We start from the raw sequence: 13,621 nt of genomic DNA, 5'->3' as shown, positions 1-13,621 counted from the left end.
CGGTGCGCTGTCATCGCCGGTTACCGCGCCGAGCCCGGCCTGTGCACGCTAGGGGATTGCTGGCCAGCCGGCGTGCCAGGTACGCCGGGGTTAAAGAACCGGGCGTTGCTGCCGATGATGAGCCCATGAAGTTCTGGTCCCCGCGCGTGTTGCCGGTGACGGCGGCCGTCCTGGGGGTGCCGACGCTGCTGGCGCCGGATTCGACCACGGCAGGCCTGACGTACGGCCTCGCATTCCTCCTCATCGTGGTGGGTGCGTGGCTGGCGGTCCACGCGGAGGCGCGTCACCGCCTGCCACGGGCGCTCATGGCGGCGGCACTCACCGTGTGGCTCTCCGGCGACCTCGTGTACTCGGTGCTGACCTGGCGGTTCGGCGAGTTGGGTGACGTCTCGGCCGCCGACGTGTTCTGGGTCTCGGGGTATCCGCTGCTGGCGGCCGGCCTGATAAGCATGGTGCGGGCGCGCACCACCGGCCGGCTGCGCGAGGCGACGCTCGACGGGCTGGCCATGGCGACGGTGGTCGGGGTGCTGTTCTGGCAGTTTCTGATTCAGCCGGAGATCACCGATGAAGCCGCGTCAGCGGCCATGATCATCGGTGCCTTCTACCCGTTCGGGGACGTGCTGCTGTTCGTTGCGGGCGCTCTGCTGGTGCTCGCGCCGGGCAACCGGCGTGGCCCGACCGGCTATCTGCTGACCGCCCTGACCATCACGTTCCTCGGTGACGTGGTGATCACCGTATTGTCCGCGGTGCTGTCGGACTTCGACACCGGCCGGCTGGACTTCCTCCTGCTGCTGGCGAACAGCCTGTTCGCCGCGGCGCTCTGGCACCGGGACACCGACCGGCCGGAGAAGGGGCGTACCGGCGTCGAACGGGTGCACTCGGCCCGCCTGGTGTTCCTCGGCATCGCGCTGATCACCCTGCCGGTGCTGAGCCAGCTGCACGTCCACGACAACGCCCACGGCCATGCCGTCCCGTGGATCGCGTCGATCCTGCTCACCACGATCATCTTCGCGCGGTTCGTCCTGGTGGTCCGGGATCAGGAGCACGCGAAGGCGGCGCTGGCCCACCGGGTGGCGCACGACGATCTGACCGGCCTGGTCAACCGTCAGGAGCTGCATGCCCGGCTCACCGCGGCGCTCGGGCGCGGCGACGGGCCGGTGGTCCATTTCCTGGACCTCAACGGCTTCAAGGCGATCAACGATCGGTACGGCCACTCCGCAGGCGATTTCGTGCTGACCGAGGTCGCCCAGCGGCTGAACCGGCAGGCGCACCCCAACGACATCGTCGCCCGGCTAGGTGGCGACGAGTTCGTCGTCGTCACCGAGGACACCGCCGACGCCGGTAAGGTGTCCGAGCGGATCCGGGACGCGGTACGGGCCGAGATCGTTTTCCACGGCCACCGGCTCGAGGTGGACGCCAGCATCGGCGTGGCCTCGGCGGCCGACCTGAACCATCCCAACTCGGACCTGCTGCTGGCCACGGCGGACGAGGCGATGTACCGCGTGAAGCGCCATCGCCGGAATTCCACCGCCGAAGCGAGAGGCCACGACAGTGCGCCGGTGCGCCTGACGGTGTAGGGGCGGGCCCGCGGATCACCCGGATCCCATGCTGCGGGAAGACCGCCGTGACTCCTGGGAACGACAAAAGCTCTGAACCGCGTTTCCGCAGGTCGGGGTCGAGTCCATGATTGACTCGCTTCCCGTCCCGATCGCCGCCACTCGCGCGTGCTGATTTAGTCGCGCTTGTGCTGAAACGGTCGTCGACATCCGATCACCCACGGATCACCACGCGCCACCATTACGCAGCGTGATCCCTGCTTCGATCAGTGCTGGTCAGTGCGGTAAGGCCAACGCTTCTCCGCCGGTCCACTGCGTTGTGGCATCCGCTGTAGCGCCGTGCGATCACCCGCGGATCACCATCCTTGACACGGCTGCGGCCGACCATCTCGAACTGTTGCCAAAGTCCGTCGCTGACAGCAACCACGAAGGAAAGCATTTGATCCGTAGCCGGACTCAGGCATGGTCATGGCCTTCAAGGCGAGCCTTCTCGCCGTCCGGGCTCGTACGCCGGGCGGAGTCGGCATCACGGTCGGCGACGATGCGGTTCATGAGTTCGCGGGATGCGGCGACAAGATCACCGGCGCGGGCGAGCAGCGCCGCGGACGTCTCGATCACCTCGGCCGTGACCTGCCTGGCCGAGTCCGTAGACGAGGGCCCCGGTTTCGGCACCGGGCGGACAGCCGGCACCGGCCCGTTCGGCGCAGGCGGGCACAACGACCGCCGGGTACCGGTGAGGTCCAGGACCTGGGCGACAATCCCGTTGTCGTTGACGACGCTCAGGCTGCCACCGGCGGCGAGGGCAAGCGCGCGGCAGGTGAGCAGGGCGCCGATGGTGGCGGCGTCGATCGAAGTGGCGTGCTCGACATCGACCACGACATGGTGAGTGCCGATGGCCAGAGCATCCCTGACGGCGGCGGTGAGCTGAAGGCGGCTGCTGCGGTCGAACGCGCCGCCGGCCATTATCGGGACCGCCCGAGTGTCTGCCGGGTCCGGTGCGAGCTGCCGGATCGATGCCTCACTCTTTTCGACCATTCCACCTTCCCCTCGCAGCGCATGGGGCGAAGGATCGCTTCAGCTTGGGACATGCGATCGGGAGGCCGCTACGTCACCAGACGAGGTACCAGCCGGTATCTGTGTGGTGAGCGAAGTGTCCATGCCGGCGAAAGCTCGTAGCATCGTGCGCAGCAGGCGATGTCGCGAAAACACATCGGCAAGGTCGCTGGGCGGGAGGACAAGCGCATGGTCACCACGACCGCGGCTGAACTGACCGACGTCGACGCCATCGAGGGGTTCCTGAGCGACGCCTACGGCAGCGACTTGCGCATCCGCAGCGACCTCGACCACCCGCTGCTGCGCTTCTGTCGCGCCGACGCCGGCGCCTTCGCTCTCGACCGTCTGGACCAGTCCGCCGTCCTGGATTTCCAGGTCGCTCCGATGAACAAGGTCGTCATCGCCCGGATGAGCAGCGCCCGCGTGCAGCGGACCTGCGCCGACTCCGACCGGCAGTACGAGGTCGGCGACATCTTCCTCGGCTCCTACCCTGACCTGCCGTATACCGCCCGTCTGCAGCCCGGCGAGTTGACCAACTGCGTCATCGATCTCGCCGAGATCGCCAAGGTCGCGGCCACCGCCCCCGGCCGGCTTCCCCGGCCGATCCGGTTCACCAGCCTCGACCCGATCTCCCCGGCCGCCGCGGCACGCTGGTGGACTACCCGCTCGTACGCCGCAGATTTGCTCGACAATCCCGATGCCGCGGCCGCGCCGCTGGTGCTGGCGAGCGTGGCGCAGCTACTCGCCGCGGCGACGCTGGCGGCGTTCCCGAACACGGCACTAACCGATCCCACCATCGAAGACCGCCATGACGCCCACCCGGCCAGTCTGCGCCGCGCCATCGCGTTCATCGACGACAACGCTCACCGCGACATCAGCCCCGCTGATATCGCCGCCGCTGCCTACGTCACCATCCGCGCCCTGCAACTCGTGTTCCGCCGGTATCTCGACACCACCCCCACCGCCTACCTGCGCCAGGTGCGCCTGCACCACGCCCACCACGATCTGCGCACTGCCGACTCCACCAGCGGCGCGACCGTCAGCGCCGTCGGGGCCCGGTGGGGCTTCGCCAACCACAGCCGTTTCACCGCCGAGTACCGCGCCGCCTACGGCACCACCCCGTCCCAAACCCTTCGCCGATAAGCCAGACCGGTCCGGGTCAGCACCGGCCCGCGCGACAGCGAGCCGGCAGCGCACCATCGGCGGCCATCGGCACGCCGCCGGAGTCGGGCACCGGCGGCGGGTCCGCAAGGACACGACCAGTGGCAGGCGTGGTTTCGGCACGTGCGGCAGCCGCGGGACGGATCAGTGCGGCCTTGACGTCCAGGATCGTGAGCACGTGCGCGACGATGCCGCCGGCGTTGACGATCCGGATGCCGCCTCCGGCCGCGGCGATGAGGTCTCGGCAGGTGAGCAGGGTCGCCACGGTTGCGGCATCGATGAAAGTGACAGCGGTCAAGTCGAGGTCGATCCTGCGGTGACCCGCGGCCACTGCCTCGCGCGCCGCGGCCAGAATGAGCTCGCGGTTGTCGCGGTCGAACTCGCCGTATGCGTGCAGTACCGCCCTGCCCGAGGTGCCTGCACCGGCGATGCGGAGGCCTGCCCATGGATCGGCTCGGTCCCGGTCGCTGACCTCGCCTGTGCTGTCCGTGGCCGCTCCCCTCGATCGGCGTTCCCGACCGACGGCACGCATGGCGAAGCAGCCAGGCCCCTGCGATCAGCCTCTCGCCGATCCACCGAACGGGCTACTACGAATCACGAAGTCTGGAGGACGTCCTGTGCGGTGAGCGAACTGGTGAACCCGGTGCGGTGCACTTGGTCGGCGCGCAGTGCACGGGCGCGTTCATCGGCGAGTTCGGCGTCGCGCCGGGCCGTGGCGGCCCGTTCAGACATCTTTCCGGCGGTGAGCGAGCGCTGATGTGCGCGGTCGCGGGCGCGCGCGACATCGGTGTGCAGGGCACGGGCCCGCTCCAGTGCCCGAGACAGGCCGCTTGGGTCTTCCACCTCTTCATGCACACGTCCGGGGGACCAGGCGTCAACACGGCCGTGGTTGCGGCATCGTTGTACGGGTAGACGCGACGCAATTCGCGTAAACCGGCACCCGGGGTTCTCCGATCGTCGGGAAGGACGAGAACGGAGGACGGCCGTGTCCCTGACATCTGTGCCGATCGCGCGGGCCGCGATGCAGTCGGACGATCTCGGCGAAGTCCAGGATTTGATGAGTCAGCGTTATGTCGAGCATCGCACCAGGGTGGTCGGGGGCGCGGACGCATTCGTGTTCCGCTCCGCGTCCGCCGGCGCTGGTCCGCTGACCGTCGACCAGCTCACCTACCAAGCGTGCATGGCGATCGAGGCGCAGCCGTTCGAGTCGCTGTTGGTCGTCAGCGTCCTCGACGGCCGGTTCGACCTGACCGCCGGCCGGCAGCAGTCCCACGCCGGCCGGGGTGAGTCGCTGCTCTACCTGCCGCACGTCGGCCTGGACCTGCTGATGGACCGGATGACCTACCAGGTCCTCCAGCTCCCCCTGCGCGTGGTGACCAGAATCGCCGGACGGGCCGGCGTCGCCGAGCCGGACTTCCGATTCGAGGCGATGACCGCGGTGACCCCGGAGGCGAACCGGCAGTGGCTGGCCACCATCGCCTACCTGACCCGGCTGCTGTCCGGCCCGGCCGAATCCGGCATCCCCGCTCTGCTGCTCGACGCCGCGATCGACGCCACCGCCACCGCCGCGCTCAGCGTTTTCCCGAACACCACGATGACCGCCGGCTACACCCCAGGACCAGGCCAGGTCGCCCCAGCGGCCATCCGCCGGGCAGTCGCCTTCATCGACGCCCACGTCGCCGAGCCGATCACCCTCGACCAGATCGCCGCCGCCGCCGGGCTCAGCACCCGCGCCCTGCAAGCCGGATTCCGCCGCCACTACGACACCACCCCCACCGGCTACCTGCAGAAGGTTCGCCTCGAGCACGCCCACCGCGACCTACAGACCGCCGACCCCGCCGACGGAGCCACCGTCGCCGGCATCGCCCGCCGCTGGGGCTTCCCCGACCACAGCCGCTTCAGCGCTGCCTACCGCACCACCTACGGCCAGACACCCAGCCACACCCTGCGCTCGTGAACACCCCCGCACAATCCGAGGATGACCGCCACCGGGAGCAGGCCATGACGTCGTTCACCGAGATGAGCAACGCGGAAGCCGTCCGCGAAGTGCTGGCGACCCACTACGGTGTCCGCCGGGTCGCCATGCCCACAACCGGCCTGCTGCTCGGCGTCGGCCTCACCGACCTCGGCCCCCTTCAATTGCACCGCGCGACCTGGGGCATGACCTGCACCCTCGACAGCACCCTCACCGGGCAGTTCTTCATCGGCCACGTACGGGGCGGCACCGCCACCTACTCCCACGGCCACCGCTCAGTGGATCTCGCCGCCGGTGACGCCTATCTGGCCGCCGTACCGGACCAGCCGATCTCCTGGAACATCGACCGCGCCGACCTCGACCTGATCGCCTTCGACACCAGCCTGATCCACCAGGTCGCCGACACCACCGAGAGCACCGGCACCCGCACCCGAGCACCGTTCCGGTTCACCGGGTTTCGCCCCACCAACCCGCACGACAACCAACGCTGGCTCGACACCCACCACTACGCCCGGCAGATCGCCGGCACCGACGGCACAGCCACACCGCCGCTGCTGCTGGGCAGCCTCGCCCGTCTCCTGGCCGCCACCGCCCTGACCGTCTTTCCCAACACGGCCCTGACCGATCCGACCATCGAGGACCGGCGCGACGCTCACCCCGACTGCCTACGCCGCGCCATCGCGTTCATCGACGACAACGCCCACCGCGACATCAGCCCGGCCGACATCGCCGCCGCCGCACACGTCACCATCCGCACGATTCAGCTCGCGTTCCGCCGCCACCTCGACACCACCCCCACCGCCTACCTACGCCACGTGCGCCTGCACCACGCCCACCACGACCTGCGGGCGGCCGACTCCACCACGACCACCGTCTCCGCCGTCGCTCAGCGTTGGGGCTTCGGCAACCACAGCCGCTTCACTGCCGCCTACCACCACACCTACGGCACCACCCCATCCCGAACCTTGCGCGACTGATTCCATGCCGTCTGCGTCACTCGTCGGCAAGCCATACGGGGCGCGTGGCGCGTGGCGGCTCGAGAGCCTTGCTGGGTACGGTGCCGGGTGGAGTGAGCGCGAGGACGCGGGTGCCGGGTCATCATGGGGCCCGGAGCGGATGTTGCGAGCGGAGCTGATCATGGAGCGTGAGAGACCGGACAGTCCGGCCGGGGACGCTGCGGCGGCACGGGCGGTGCTCGATCAGCTGCCGGTGATGGTGTCCGCGTTCGCCGGCCCGCAGCATCGTTTCGTGGTGGTCAACGCCGCGATGCGGGCGTTCATCGGCGGCCGCCAGATCCTCGGCGTGCCGATCCGCGAGGCGTTCCCGGACGTCGCCGGTCAGCAGATCTTCGAGCTGGTCGACCGGGTCTGGGAGTCCGGAAAGGTACTGACCATTCCGGAGATGCGCATCCAGTTCGACGCCGACGGCTCGGGCACGGTGCAGGAGTTCTTCGTCGACTGGACCGGTATCCCGAACCGCGACGACGACGGCACCGTCGTCGGCATGATCGCCCTGTTCATCGACGTCACGGCCCGGGTCCGGGAACGCCAGGCGGCCCAGGCCCGCGCAACCGACGCCGAACGCCGGTACGCGGCCGTGCGGGGCGTGGTCGCCGAGATGCAGCAGGCGTTGCTGCCGACCGCGCTGCCGGTCCTGCCGAGCGTGGAGATCGCGGCCAGCTACCTGCTCGCCGACGCCGACACCGCGGCCGGCGGGGACTGGTTCGACGCGTTCGCTCTGCCGGACGGACGGCTCGCGCTGATCGTCGGTGACGTGGTCGGGCATGGTGTCGCCGCGTCGGCGACGATGGGTCAGCTGCGAGTGGTGCTGCACGAGCGGCTCGCGGCCACCGGTGATCTGGTGGCGGCTCTCGAAGCGGTGGATCGGCTTGCGACAACCGTCCCGGGAGCGCGGGCGGCCACGGTGTGTGTCGTCGTGCTGGACCCACGTGACGGTTCGCTGTCGTACTGCACCGCCGGCCATCCTCCGCCGCTGGTGCTGTCGGCCGATAAAGAGGCCCGCTATCTACCGATCACGGGAGCGGGGCCGCTCGGGGTCGGATCACATTTCGGCGTGGCCGCGGACAGCATCGGCCCGGCCGAGATCGTGCTGCTGTACACCGACGGGATCCTGGAACGACCCGGACGTGACGTGCCCGGCAGCACCGTGGAGCTGGCCGGCGTCGCCTCGGACGTGGCCGCGGACCGGGCCCTGCGCGGCGATCCTGGTACCACGACAGAGCGTCTGACCACCCAAACCCTGGAACTGCTGACCCGGCTGACCGGACACAGCGACGACATCACCCTTCTCGCGGCGGCACGCCGAGAGCCGGCGCCGCCGCTGCGCCTGGACCTGCCGGCCGTGCCGCTGACGATCACGCTGGCGCGGTCCGCCCTCAACGATTGGCTGCATTCGATCGGGGCGGGTGAACAAGACCGGGTGGCCCTGGAGCACGCCGTCGTCGAGCTGGTCACCAATGTCAACGATCACGCTCACGACAAGCCGGCCGATCCAACGCACACCGTCACCATTGCGGCCGACCTGCACGACGACGGCCAACTACAGCTCAGCGTCGCCGACACCGGACGCTGGCGAGAACCACCACCGGACAGCCCCAGCACCGGTGGACAAGAATCCGGCCCCGCCCGCGGGTTCGGTCTGGCCATGACCGCATCCCTGGTCGACCACCTGGAAATCCTTCCCACCGACTCCGGCACCACAGTCCACGTCCGGCGCAACGCCACCGTCCCGGCCCGCCTGCTCACCGCCGACCAGATCACCCACGGACTCCCCACCGCGGCCCCGCTTCAGACGGCCGCGATGCGCATCGTCGAACAACCCGAAGCACCGACTCCTCGGATCGCGATCCACGGCCCCCTCGACGCGACCAACACCGAGTACCTGGGGGCCGAACTTGACCGCCTGACCCGTGGGGGCACCCGGGAACTGATCGTCGACCTGACCGAGGTCACCCACCTGGCCAGCGCCGCCGTCGCCGACCTGCATCGCTCCCGACCCGACCCCGGAAAATACCCGTTACGGCTCTACGCCCCGGCCGGCAGCACCGCCCACCACGTCCTGAGCCTGGTCAACCTGCCCCACGAAACCACCGACCCGCACCTGAACACACCGGCCCCCGACCTCGGCGCCTAAATCACTCGGCAGGGCCGACCATCCCCGAACCCTGAGTGCTGCCGTCAATGCTCGCCCACGACCGAAAACTGCCAGGTCTGCCCAAGCCATCACTCGATTGAGGGAACTCACATCACCTCCCGCCCCAGCCAAGCTCAATACCAGGAGCTCAACGGCGGAGGACAGCCATGGCCAGCACCAACAAGACCTTCAAACGATGCGGATGCCGCACCCCACAGGGCAAACGACTCGAACAGCACTGTCCACGCCTGCCCGAGCGCGGTCACGGTTCCTGGTACTTCCAGTGCTCGGCGCCGAGTCTGTTCGGACGCTCCGAGCGCATCCGCCGCGGCGGGTTCGTCTCCCAAGCGGCCGCCCGCACAGCGCGGGAGGAATGCCTGGCCGACAGCGCCGCCCAGCGCGCCGGCGACGGCTGGACCGTCGAACGCTGGCTACGGCACTGGCTCGACACCCGCACGAAGATCCGGCCGACGACCCGGCTGCACTACACCCGAGACGTCGAACTCGTCCTCATCCCTGACTCGGCCACTACCGGCTCTCCGACCTTGATGGGCCGCTGCTGCGCGCGGTGTTCGCCGAGATCGCGCAGACCACCAACAGCAAAGGCAAGCCGCAGTCGCCGTCCGCGCTCAACCACCTGCGCACCACCCTGCGCGCGGCACTCAACCTCGCCGTCCGCGAGGAGCTGATCGGCAGCAACCCGGCGCGACACATCGAGATTCACGGGTACCGGCGTCCGCACGCCCAGGTCTGGACAGACGGCCGCGTCGAGCACTGGGAAAACACCGGCGAACACCCATCGGTGGCGGTCTGGACCGCGAAACAGCTCGCCGCCTTCCTGGAAGCCAACGCCGAGGACTCCCTTTTCGCGTTCTGGTGGCTCGCCGCCCTTCGCGGCCTCCGGCGCGGCGAGCTCTGCGGCCTGCGATGGGCGGCCGTCGACCTCGACCGCGGGCTGCTGTTCGTCGAACGCCAACGCACCACCGCCGGCTACACCGTCGTCGAAGACGAACCCAAAACCGCCGCCGGCCGCCGAGCCGTCGCCCTGGACAAGCACACCGTCCCGATCCTGCGGGCGCACCGCAGCCGCCAACTTGCCCACCGCAACAAGCGGCACGGCAACAACCAGGTATGCGTCGACTCCGGCTATGTCTTCACCCGCAAGGACGGCGACCCGATCAACCCAAAAGGCCGGACAACGAGAAAGGCCCGAACCGCGTTTCCGCAGCTCAGGCCTCAATCGAAGAAGTGCGCCCGAAGGGACTCGAACCCCTAACCTTCTGATCCGTAGTCAGATGCTCTATCCATTGAGCTACGGGCGCTCGTTCAGTGCTCAGCCAGCATACACACCCGGCATTCGCGCGGAGACTCCGGGATTCGAACCCGGGAGGGGCTATAAAACCCCAACCGCATTAGCAGTGCGGCGCCATAGACCAGACTAGGCGAAGTCTCCCCCGGCGGCCATGACGACCACCGACGGTTGAGGATACCGGACCCGCTGACGGCCGCACAAAGAGGTTGCCACCCGGCGGGTCGGACCCTTCTCCAACAGGTGAAATGTTGCCATGAGGGATAGGCTTCCGCGGCATGGAGGAGAACTCGCCCCCCGAGCGCCGCAAGCCCACGCGCGCCCGCACGCCGTTCAACGCGCCAGGCGAGCGGCCCCCGGCTGAGACCCCACCCAAGCGCCCTCGAAAGGCCCCACCCGCGGTGACGTTCCAGCCCCCCGGTGCCGAAAATCACCCCCAAGAGCCTTCCCGTACGGGCTCTCCGCGCGCCTCCACCCCCGCCAGCGCCGACCGCTCCCAGCCCGCGTCCGACCAGCGCGCGTCCGGTCAGCGCCCCCCCGACCAGCGATCCTCGGACCAGCGCGCGCCCGGGCAAGCTCCCTCCGGACAGCCCGCATCCGGCGAGTCCTCGTCGGGTCAACGCGCCTCCAGCCAGCCCACGGCCAGCCAACGTTCATCCGGCCGGCCCGCATCCGACCAGCCCACGTCCGGGCAGTCCGGGTCTAACCGGCGCGCTTCCGGTCGGCCGGCGTCCGGACAGCCTTCATCCGGTCAAACCGACTCCGACAAGCCCGAGTCCGCTCAGCCCTCGTCGCCGCCGGGTTCACCTCAGCCCTCGTCCGGGCAGCCCTCGGCCCGGCCCGCGCGTGCCCGCAAAGCCCCCGCCGACGCCCCGCAGCCGGCCAAGAAGGCCACCCCCGCCCAGAAAAGACCGGCCAAAAAGGTCGCCGCCGCGGCCCAGACCACGCCCGCGGCGAAAGCCGCCAAGAAAGCCACCCCAGCGAAGAAAACCCCACCCCCCGCTCCCGATGCGGCCGCGACTCCCACCGAACGGCCCACCGCCAAGCCGGCACCCACGAGCCCTTCCGTCGGGGCGACGCACACCCCCAAGCCGACGGCCAGCACACCGGCGTCTGCCCGCGCTTCCGCCGAACCCGCCCGTGGCGCCGCAGGCCCCGCGCCGGCCGGCGCGGAAACCTCTGCATCAGCCTCGGCCCGTCCCGTGAAGCCAACCGTCGAGTCGGCACCCATCGGCACTCACACCGCCAAGCCCACGCCGGCGAGCAGCACCACAACGCCGCCCAGCAAGCCCACTGCTTCGCACGCCGCCGCAAGCCTGGCCCCGGCGGCCACCGGCACCGTCGCACCGACACCGCCCGGCGACGCCACGGACACCACATCCGCGCAAGCGGGAAAGGCCGCGCCCGGCAAGCAGACCGGTGTGCCGACACCGCTCGACACCACCCCCACCGGGAACACCACATCCGCGCCGGAAGGAAAGCCCGCGCCCGTCGAGCCAGCCGCCCCGCCCACCGACACCACCGGCGGCGTGAATGTCACATCCGCGCCAGCGGGAAAGGCCGCGCCGACACCGCTCGACACCACCCCCAGCGCGAACACCACATCCGCGCCGGAAGGAAAGCCCGCGCCCGTCGACCCGGCCGCCGCGCCCACCCCAACCGCCCCCAGCGCAAACGCCACGTCCACGCCAGCCGGAAAACCCGCGCCGACACCGCCCGCGAACACCACCTTCGTGCCGGACGGCAAGTCTGGCGGGCAAGCCGCGCCGCCTGCCACGGGCGACTCCCCGGGGGCTGCCGCGCCGTCGTCGTCCCCCGTATCCGGGCCGGCTGATGAGCCCACGGCAAGCGCACCAACCGAGAGGCCCGCCGCGCCCGAGCATCCCGGGTCGCCCGCTCTGCAGCCCGAAACGGATCGCTGGGCCAGGTTGTTGGCCGACCCCGTGCACACCCCCGAGCTGCTGGCCTTGGTCGCCGTGGCCACCATCGGACCCCGCGCCCGGGCTTGGGCCACTTCGACCAGTGCGGCTTATCCCGCGGCCACCCCGGCGGCGTTGACTCGTCTGGCCATCCGGCAGTTCACCCGGTTCGGCGCGTTCACCAGCGTTTTCGGTGCGCTTGCGGGGTCGTACGCGTCGTTGGCTCTGGTTTCCACCCGCTCGTTGACCGACGCCGAGCTGGTGCTGCACGTGGCGGCCGCTCATGGCTTCGACCCGGCGGATCCGCGCCGGGCCGTCGACCTGTTGGTGATCACGCAGGTGCACGACTCTGTGGCGGAGGCCGAGGAGGCGCTGGCCGCCACGTCGGGTGCCGAGCCGACGGCGAGCGGCCTGGGTGATGCGGTGTGGCGGCTGGGTCGCATGTTTGTGCATCGCAGCGGCGGCTGGACCGTCCTGCGCGCGATCAACCGCTATTTCCCGGGGGTCAGCCTGCTCGGCGCGGTGCTCACCAGCGCGGCCGACGCCCAGGCCACCGCGGCCCGCGCCGTCACCTATTTCCGGCGGCTCACACCCAGGTGAACCACGATTCCGGCAGCAGGGCGTAGCCGACGAAGGCCACCACGTCGAGCAGCGTGTGCGCCACGATCAGCGGCATGACGCGTTTGTAGCGGAGGTAGAACAGCGAGAACACGACGCCCATGACGGCGTTGCCGATGAACGCGCCGAAGCCTTGGTACAGGTGGTACGAGCCGCGGAGCACGGCCGACGTGGCCACGATCGCGACGGTGGACATGCCCCACTGTTTGAGCCGGGTCATCAGGTAGCCCACCACGATGACTTCTTCCAGCACCGCGTTCTGGACGGCGGCCAGGATCAGCACGGGCACCGCCCACCACACGGGTTGCAGGGCGGCCGGCACGATCTCCGCGTTGATGCCGAGCAGCTTGGCCACGTACACCAGGAGCAGCCCGGGAATCCCGATGCAGGCGGCCAGCAGTGTGCCCCAGCCCCAGTCGAAGCGTTGCCGGTCGAACGACAGGCCGAGTTCGGTGCGGGGTGAGATGTGGTCGCGCAGCAGCAGGTAGAGCGCCAGCGCGACCGGGATCAGGTCGAAGAACGTGCCGAGCAGTTGATAGGTGAGGTCGAGGTAGGGCCGTGGTGACTGCGACGCGTTGAGCACGGCCGCCTGCTGGGACAGGGGCTTGTCGGCAGTCAGCTTGGCGATCAGCGAGACCACCGAATAGATCGCGCTCTGCCCGAGCGACAGCAGGAGCACGATGATGATCTCGGCGGTGAGGATCGGCCGGGTGGCCTGCTGGCGCTCAAGGGTCACGCGCCAACTGTAAGAGCTGTCACTCGATGGGTACTCCGGTCCTCGACGTAAACGGACTAATCGGGGCAAGCGTCACGGCATGAAATGAGATGAGTCGCACGGGCCGTGCGTCGCCTTTCCGACTCTTCTGCCCAGGCTGAG

General features: G+C 69.6%; 13 protein-coding genes and 2 tRNA genes. 7 read left to right on the top strand and 8 right to left on the bottom strand.

The genetic code is table 11. The features are described 5' to 3' along the window. Nucleotides 1-125 precede the first annotated feature (125 nt). The gene (locus BKA14_RS31950) at nucleotides 126-1,577 is read left to right on the top strand and encodes a GGDEF domain-containing protein (RefSeq protein ID WP_184954477.1); all 1,452 of its coding nucleotides are present in this window, start codon (nucleotides 126-128) and stop codon (nucleotides 1,575-1,577) included. Nucleotides 1,578-2,012: 435 nt separating this feature from the next. Here the strand turns inward: BKA14_RS31950 and BKA14_RS31945 are convergent, their stop codons facing one another. Beyond that, complete coding sequence (locus tag BKA14_RS31945; RefSeq protein WP_184954476.1) at nucleotides 2,013-2,591, bottom strand: STAS domain-containing protein; 579 nt, start codon at nucleotides 2,589-2,591, stop codon at nucleotides 2,013-2,015. 159 nt (nucleotides 2,592-2,750) lie between these two features. Between BKA14_RS31945 and BKA14_RS31940 the strand changes: the two genes are divergently transcribed. Then, entirely contained in the window at nucleotides 2,751-3,752 is a 1,002-nt protein-coding gene (locus BKA14_RS31940) for a helix-turn-helix transcriptional regulator (protein ID WP_184954475.1), read from the top strand. A 16-nt stretch (nucleotides 3,753-3,768) separates the two neighbouring features. Here the strand turns inward: BKA14_RS31940 and BKA14_RS31935 are convergent, their stop codons facing one another. Then, nucleotides 3,769-4,302: an STAS domain-containing protein gene (locus BKA14_RS31935; RefSeq protein ID WP_184954474.1), complete on the bottom strand. Its 534-nt coding sequence runs from the start codon at nucleotides 4,300-4,302 to the stop codon at nucleotides 3,769-3,771. 62 nt (nucleotides 4,303-4,364) lie between these two features. Beyond that, nucleotides 4,365-4,625, bottom strand: a complete 261-nt coding sequence (locus BKA14_RS31930) for a hypothetical protein (RefSeq protein ID WP_184954473.1) — start codon at nucleotides 4,623-4,625, stop codon at nucleotides 4,365-4,367. Between the two features lie 130 nt (nucleotides 4,626-4,755). Between BKA14_RS31930 and BKA14_RS31925 the strand changes: the two genes are divergently transcribed. From BKA14_RS31925 to BKA14_RS45260, 4 genes are all read left to right on the top strand, one after another. Then, the gene (locus BKA14_RS31925) at nucleotides 4,756-5,727 is read left to right on the top strand and encodes an AraC family transcriptional regulator (RefSeq protein WP_184954472.1); all 972 of its coding nucleotides are present in this window, start codon (nucleotides 4,756-4,758) and stop codon (nucleotides 5,725-5,727) included. 44 nt (nucleotides 5,728-5,771) lie between these two features. Then, nucleotides 5,772-6,722, top strand: coding sequence for a helix-turn-helix transcriptional regulator (locus BKA14_RS31920; protein WP_184954470.1), 951 nt, complete (start codon nucleotides 5,772-5,774; stop codon nucleotides 6,720-6,722). A 160-nt stretch (nucleotides 6,723-6,882) separates the two neighbouring features. Then, nucleotides 6,883-8,898 (top strand): SpoIIE family protein phosphatase, encoded by a 2,016-nt coding sequence (locus BKA14_RS31915; RefSeq protein ID WP_184954468.1) that lies wholly within the window; start codon nucleotides 6,883-6,885, stop codon nucleotides 8,896-8,898. A 568-nt stretch (nucleotides 8,899-9,466) separates the two neighbouring features. Then, the gene (locus tag BKA14_RS45260) at nucleotides 9,467-10,174 is read left to right on the top strand and encodes a site-specific integrase (RefSeq protein WP_239093175.1); all 708 of its coding nucleotides are present in this window, start codon (nucleotides 9,467-9,469) and stop codon (nucleotides 10,172-10,174) included. On the opposite strand, the gene BKA14_RS31905 is transcribed toward BKA14_RS45260, so the two are convergent. The 4 genes from BKA14_RS31905 to BKA14_RS31890 form a co-directional block, all read right to left on the bottom strand. Beyond that, a tRNA-Arg gene (locus tag BKA14_RS31905) sits at nucleotides 10,148-10,220 on the bottom strand. The two genes, BKA14_RS45260 and BKA14_RS31905, sit on opposite strands and share 27 nt — an antisense overlap. A gap of 40 nt (nucleotides 10,221-10,260) precedes the next feature. Next, nucleotides 10,261-10,351: transfer RNA gene (locus BKA14_RS31900), tRNA-Ser, on the bottom strand. 664 nt (nucleotides 10,352-11,015) lie between these two features. After that, nucleotides 11,016-11,174, bottom strand: coding sequence for a hypothetical protein (locus BKA14_RS31895; RefSeq protein ID WP_184954466.1), 159 nt, complete (start codon nucleotides 11,172-11,174; stop codon nucleotides 11,016-11,018). A gap of 270 nt (nucleotides 11,175-11,444) precedes the next feature. Further along, nucleotides 11,445-11,984, bottom strand: a complete 540-nt coding sequence (locus tag BKA14_RS31890) for a hypothetical protein (RefSeq protein WP_184954465.1) — start codon at nucleotides 11,982-11,984, stop codon at nucleotides 11,445-11,447. A gap of 151 nt (nucleotides 11,985-12,135) precedes the next feature. Here BKA14_RS31890 and BKA14_RS31885 point away from each other — a divergent pair, with 151 nt between their 5' ends. Further along, entirely contained in the window at nucleotides 12,136-12,726 is a 591-nt protein-coding gene (locus tag BKA14_RS31885) for a hypothetical protein (protein ID WP_184954463.1), read from the top strand. On the opposite strand, the gene BKA14_RS31880 is transcribed toward BKA14_RS31885, so the two are convergent. After that, nucleotides 12,713-13,480 carry a CPBP family intramembrane glutamic endopeptidase gene (locus BKA14_RS31880; RefSeq protein WP_184954461.1) on the bottom strand — a complete coding sequence of 256 codons (768 nt, stop codon included), beginning with the start codon at nucleotides 13,478-13,480 and terminating at the stop codon, nucleotides 12,713-12,715. The two genes, BKA14_RS31885 and BKA14_RS31880, sit on opposite strands and share 14 nt — an antisense overlap. Nucleotides 13,481-13,621: the final 141 nt, after the last annotated feature.

This window comes from Paractinoplanes abujensis, assembly GCF_014204895.1.
Lineage (GTDB): Bacteria > Actinomycetota > Actinomycetes > Mycobacteriales > Micromonosporaceae > Actinoplanes > Actinoplanes abujensis.
The sequence above is the reverse complement of the archived record's forward strand: the minus strand, read 5'-3'. Positions and strand labels throughout refer to the sequence as shown.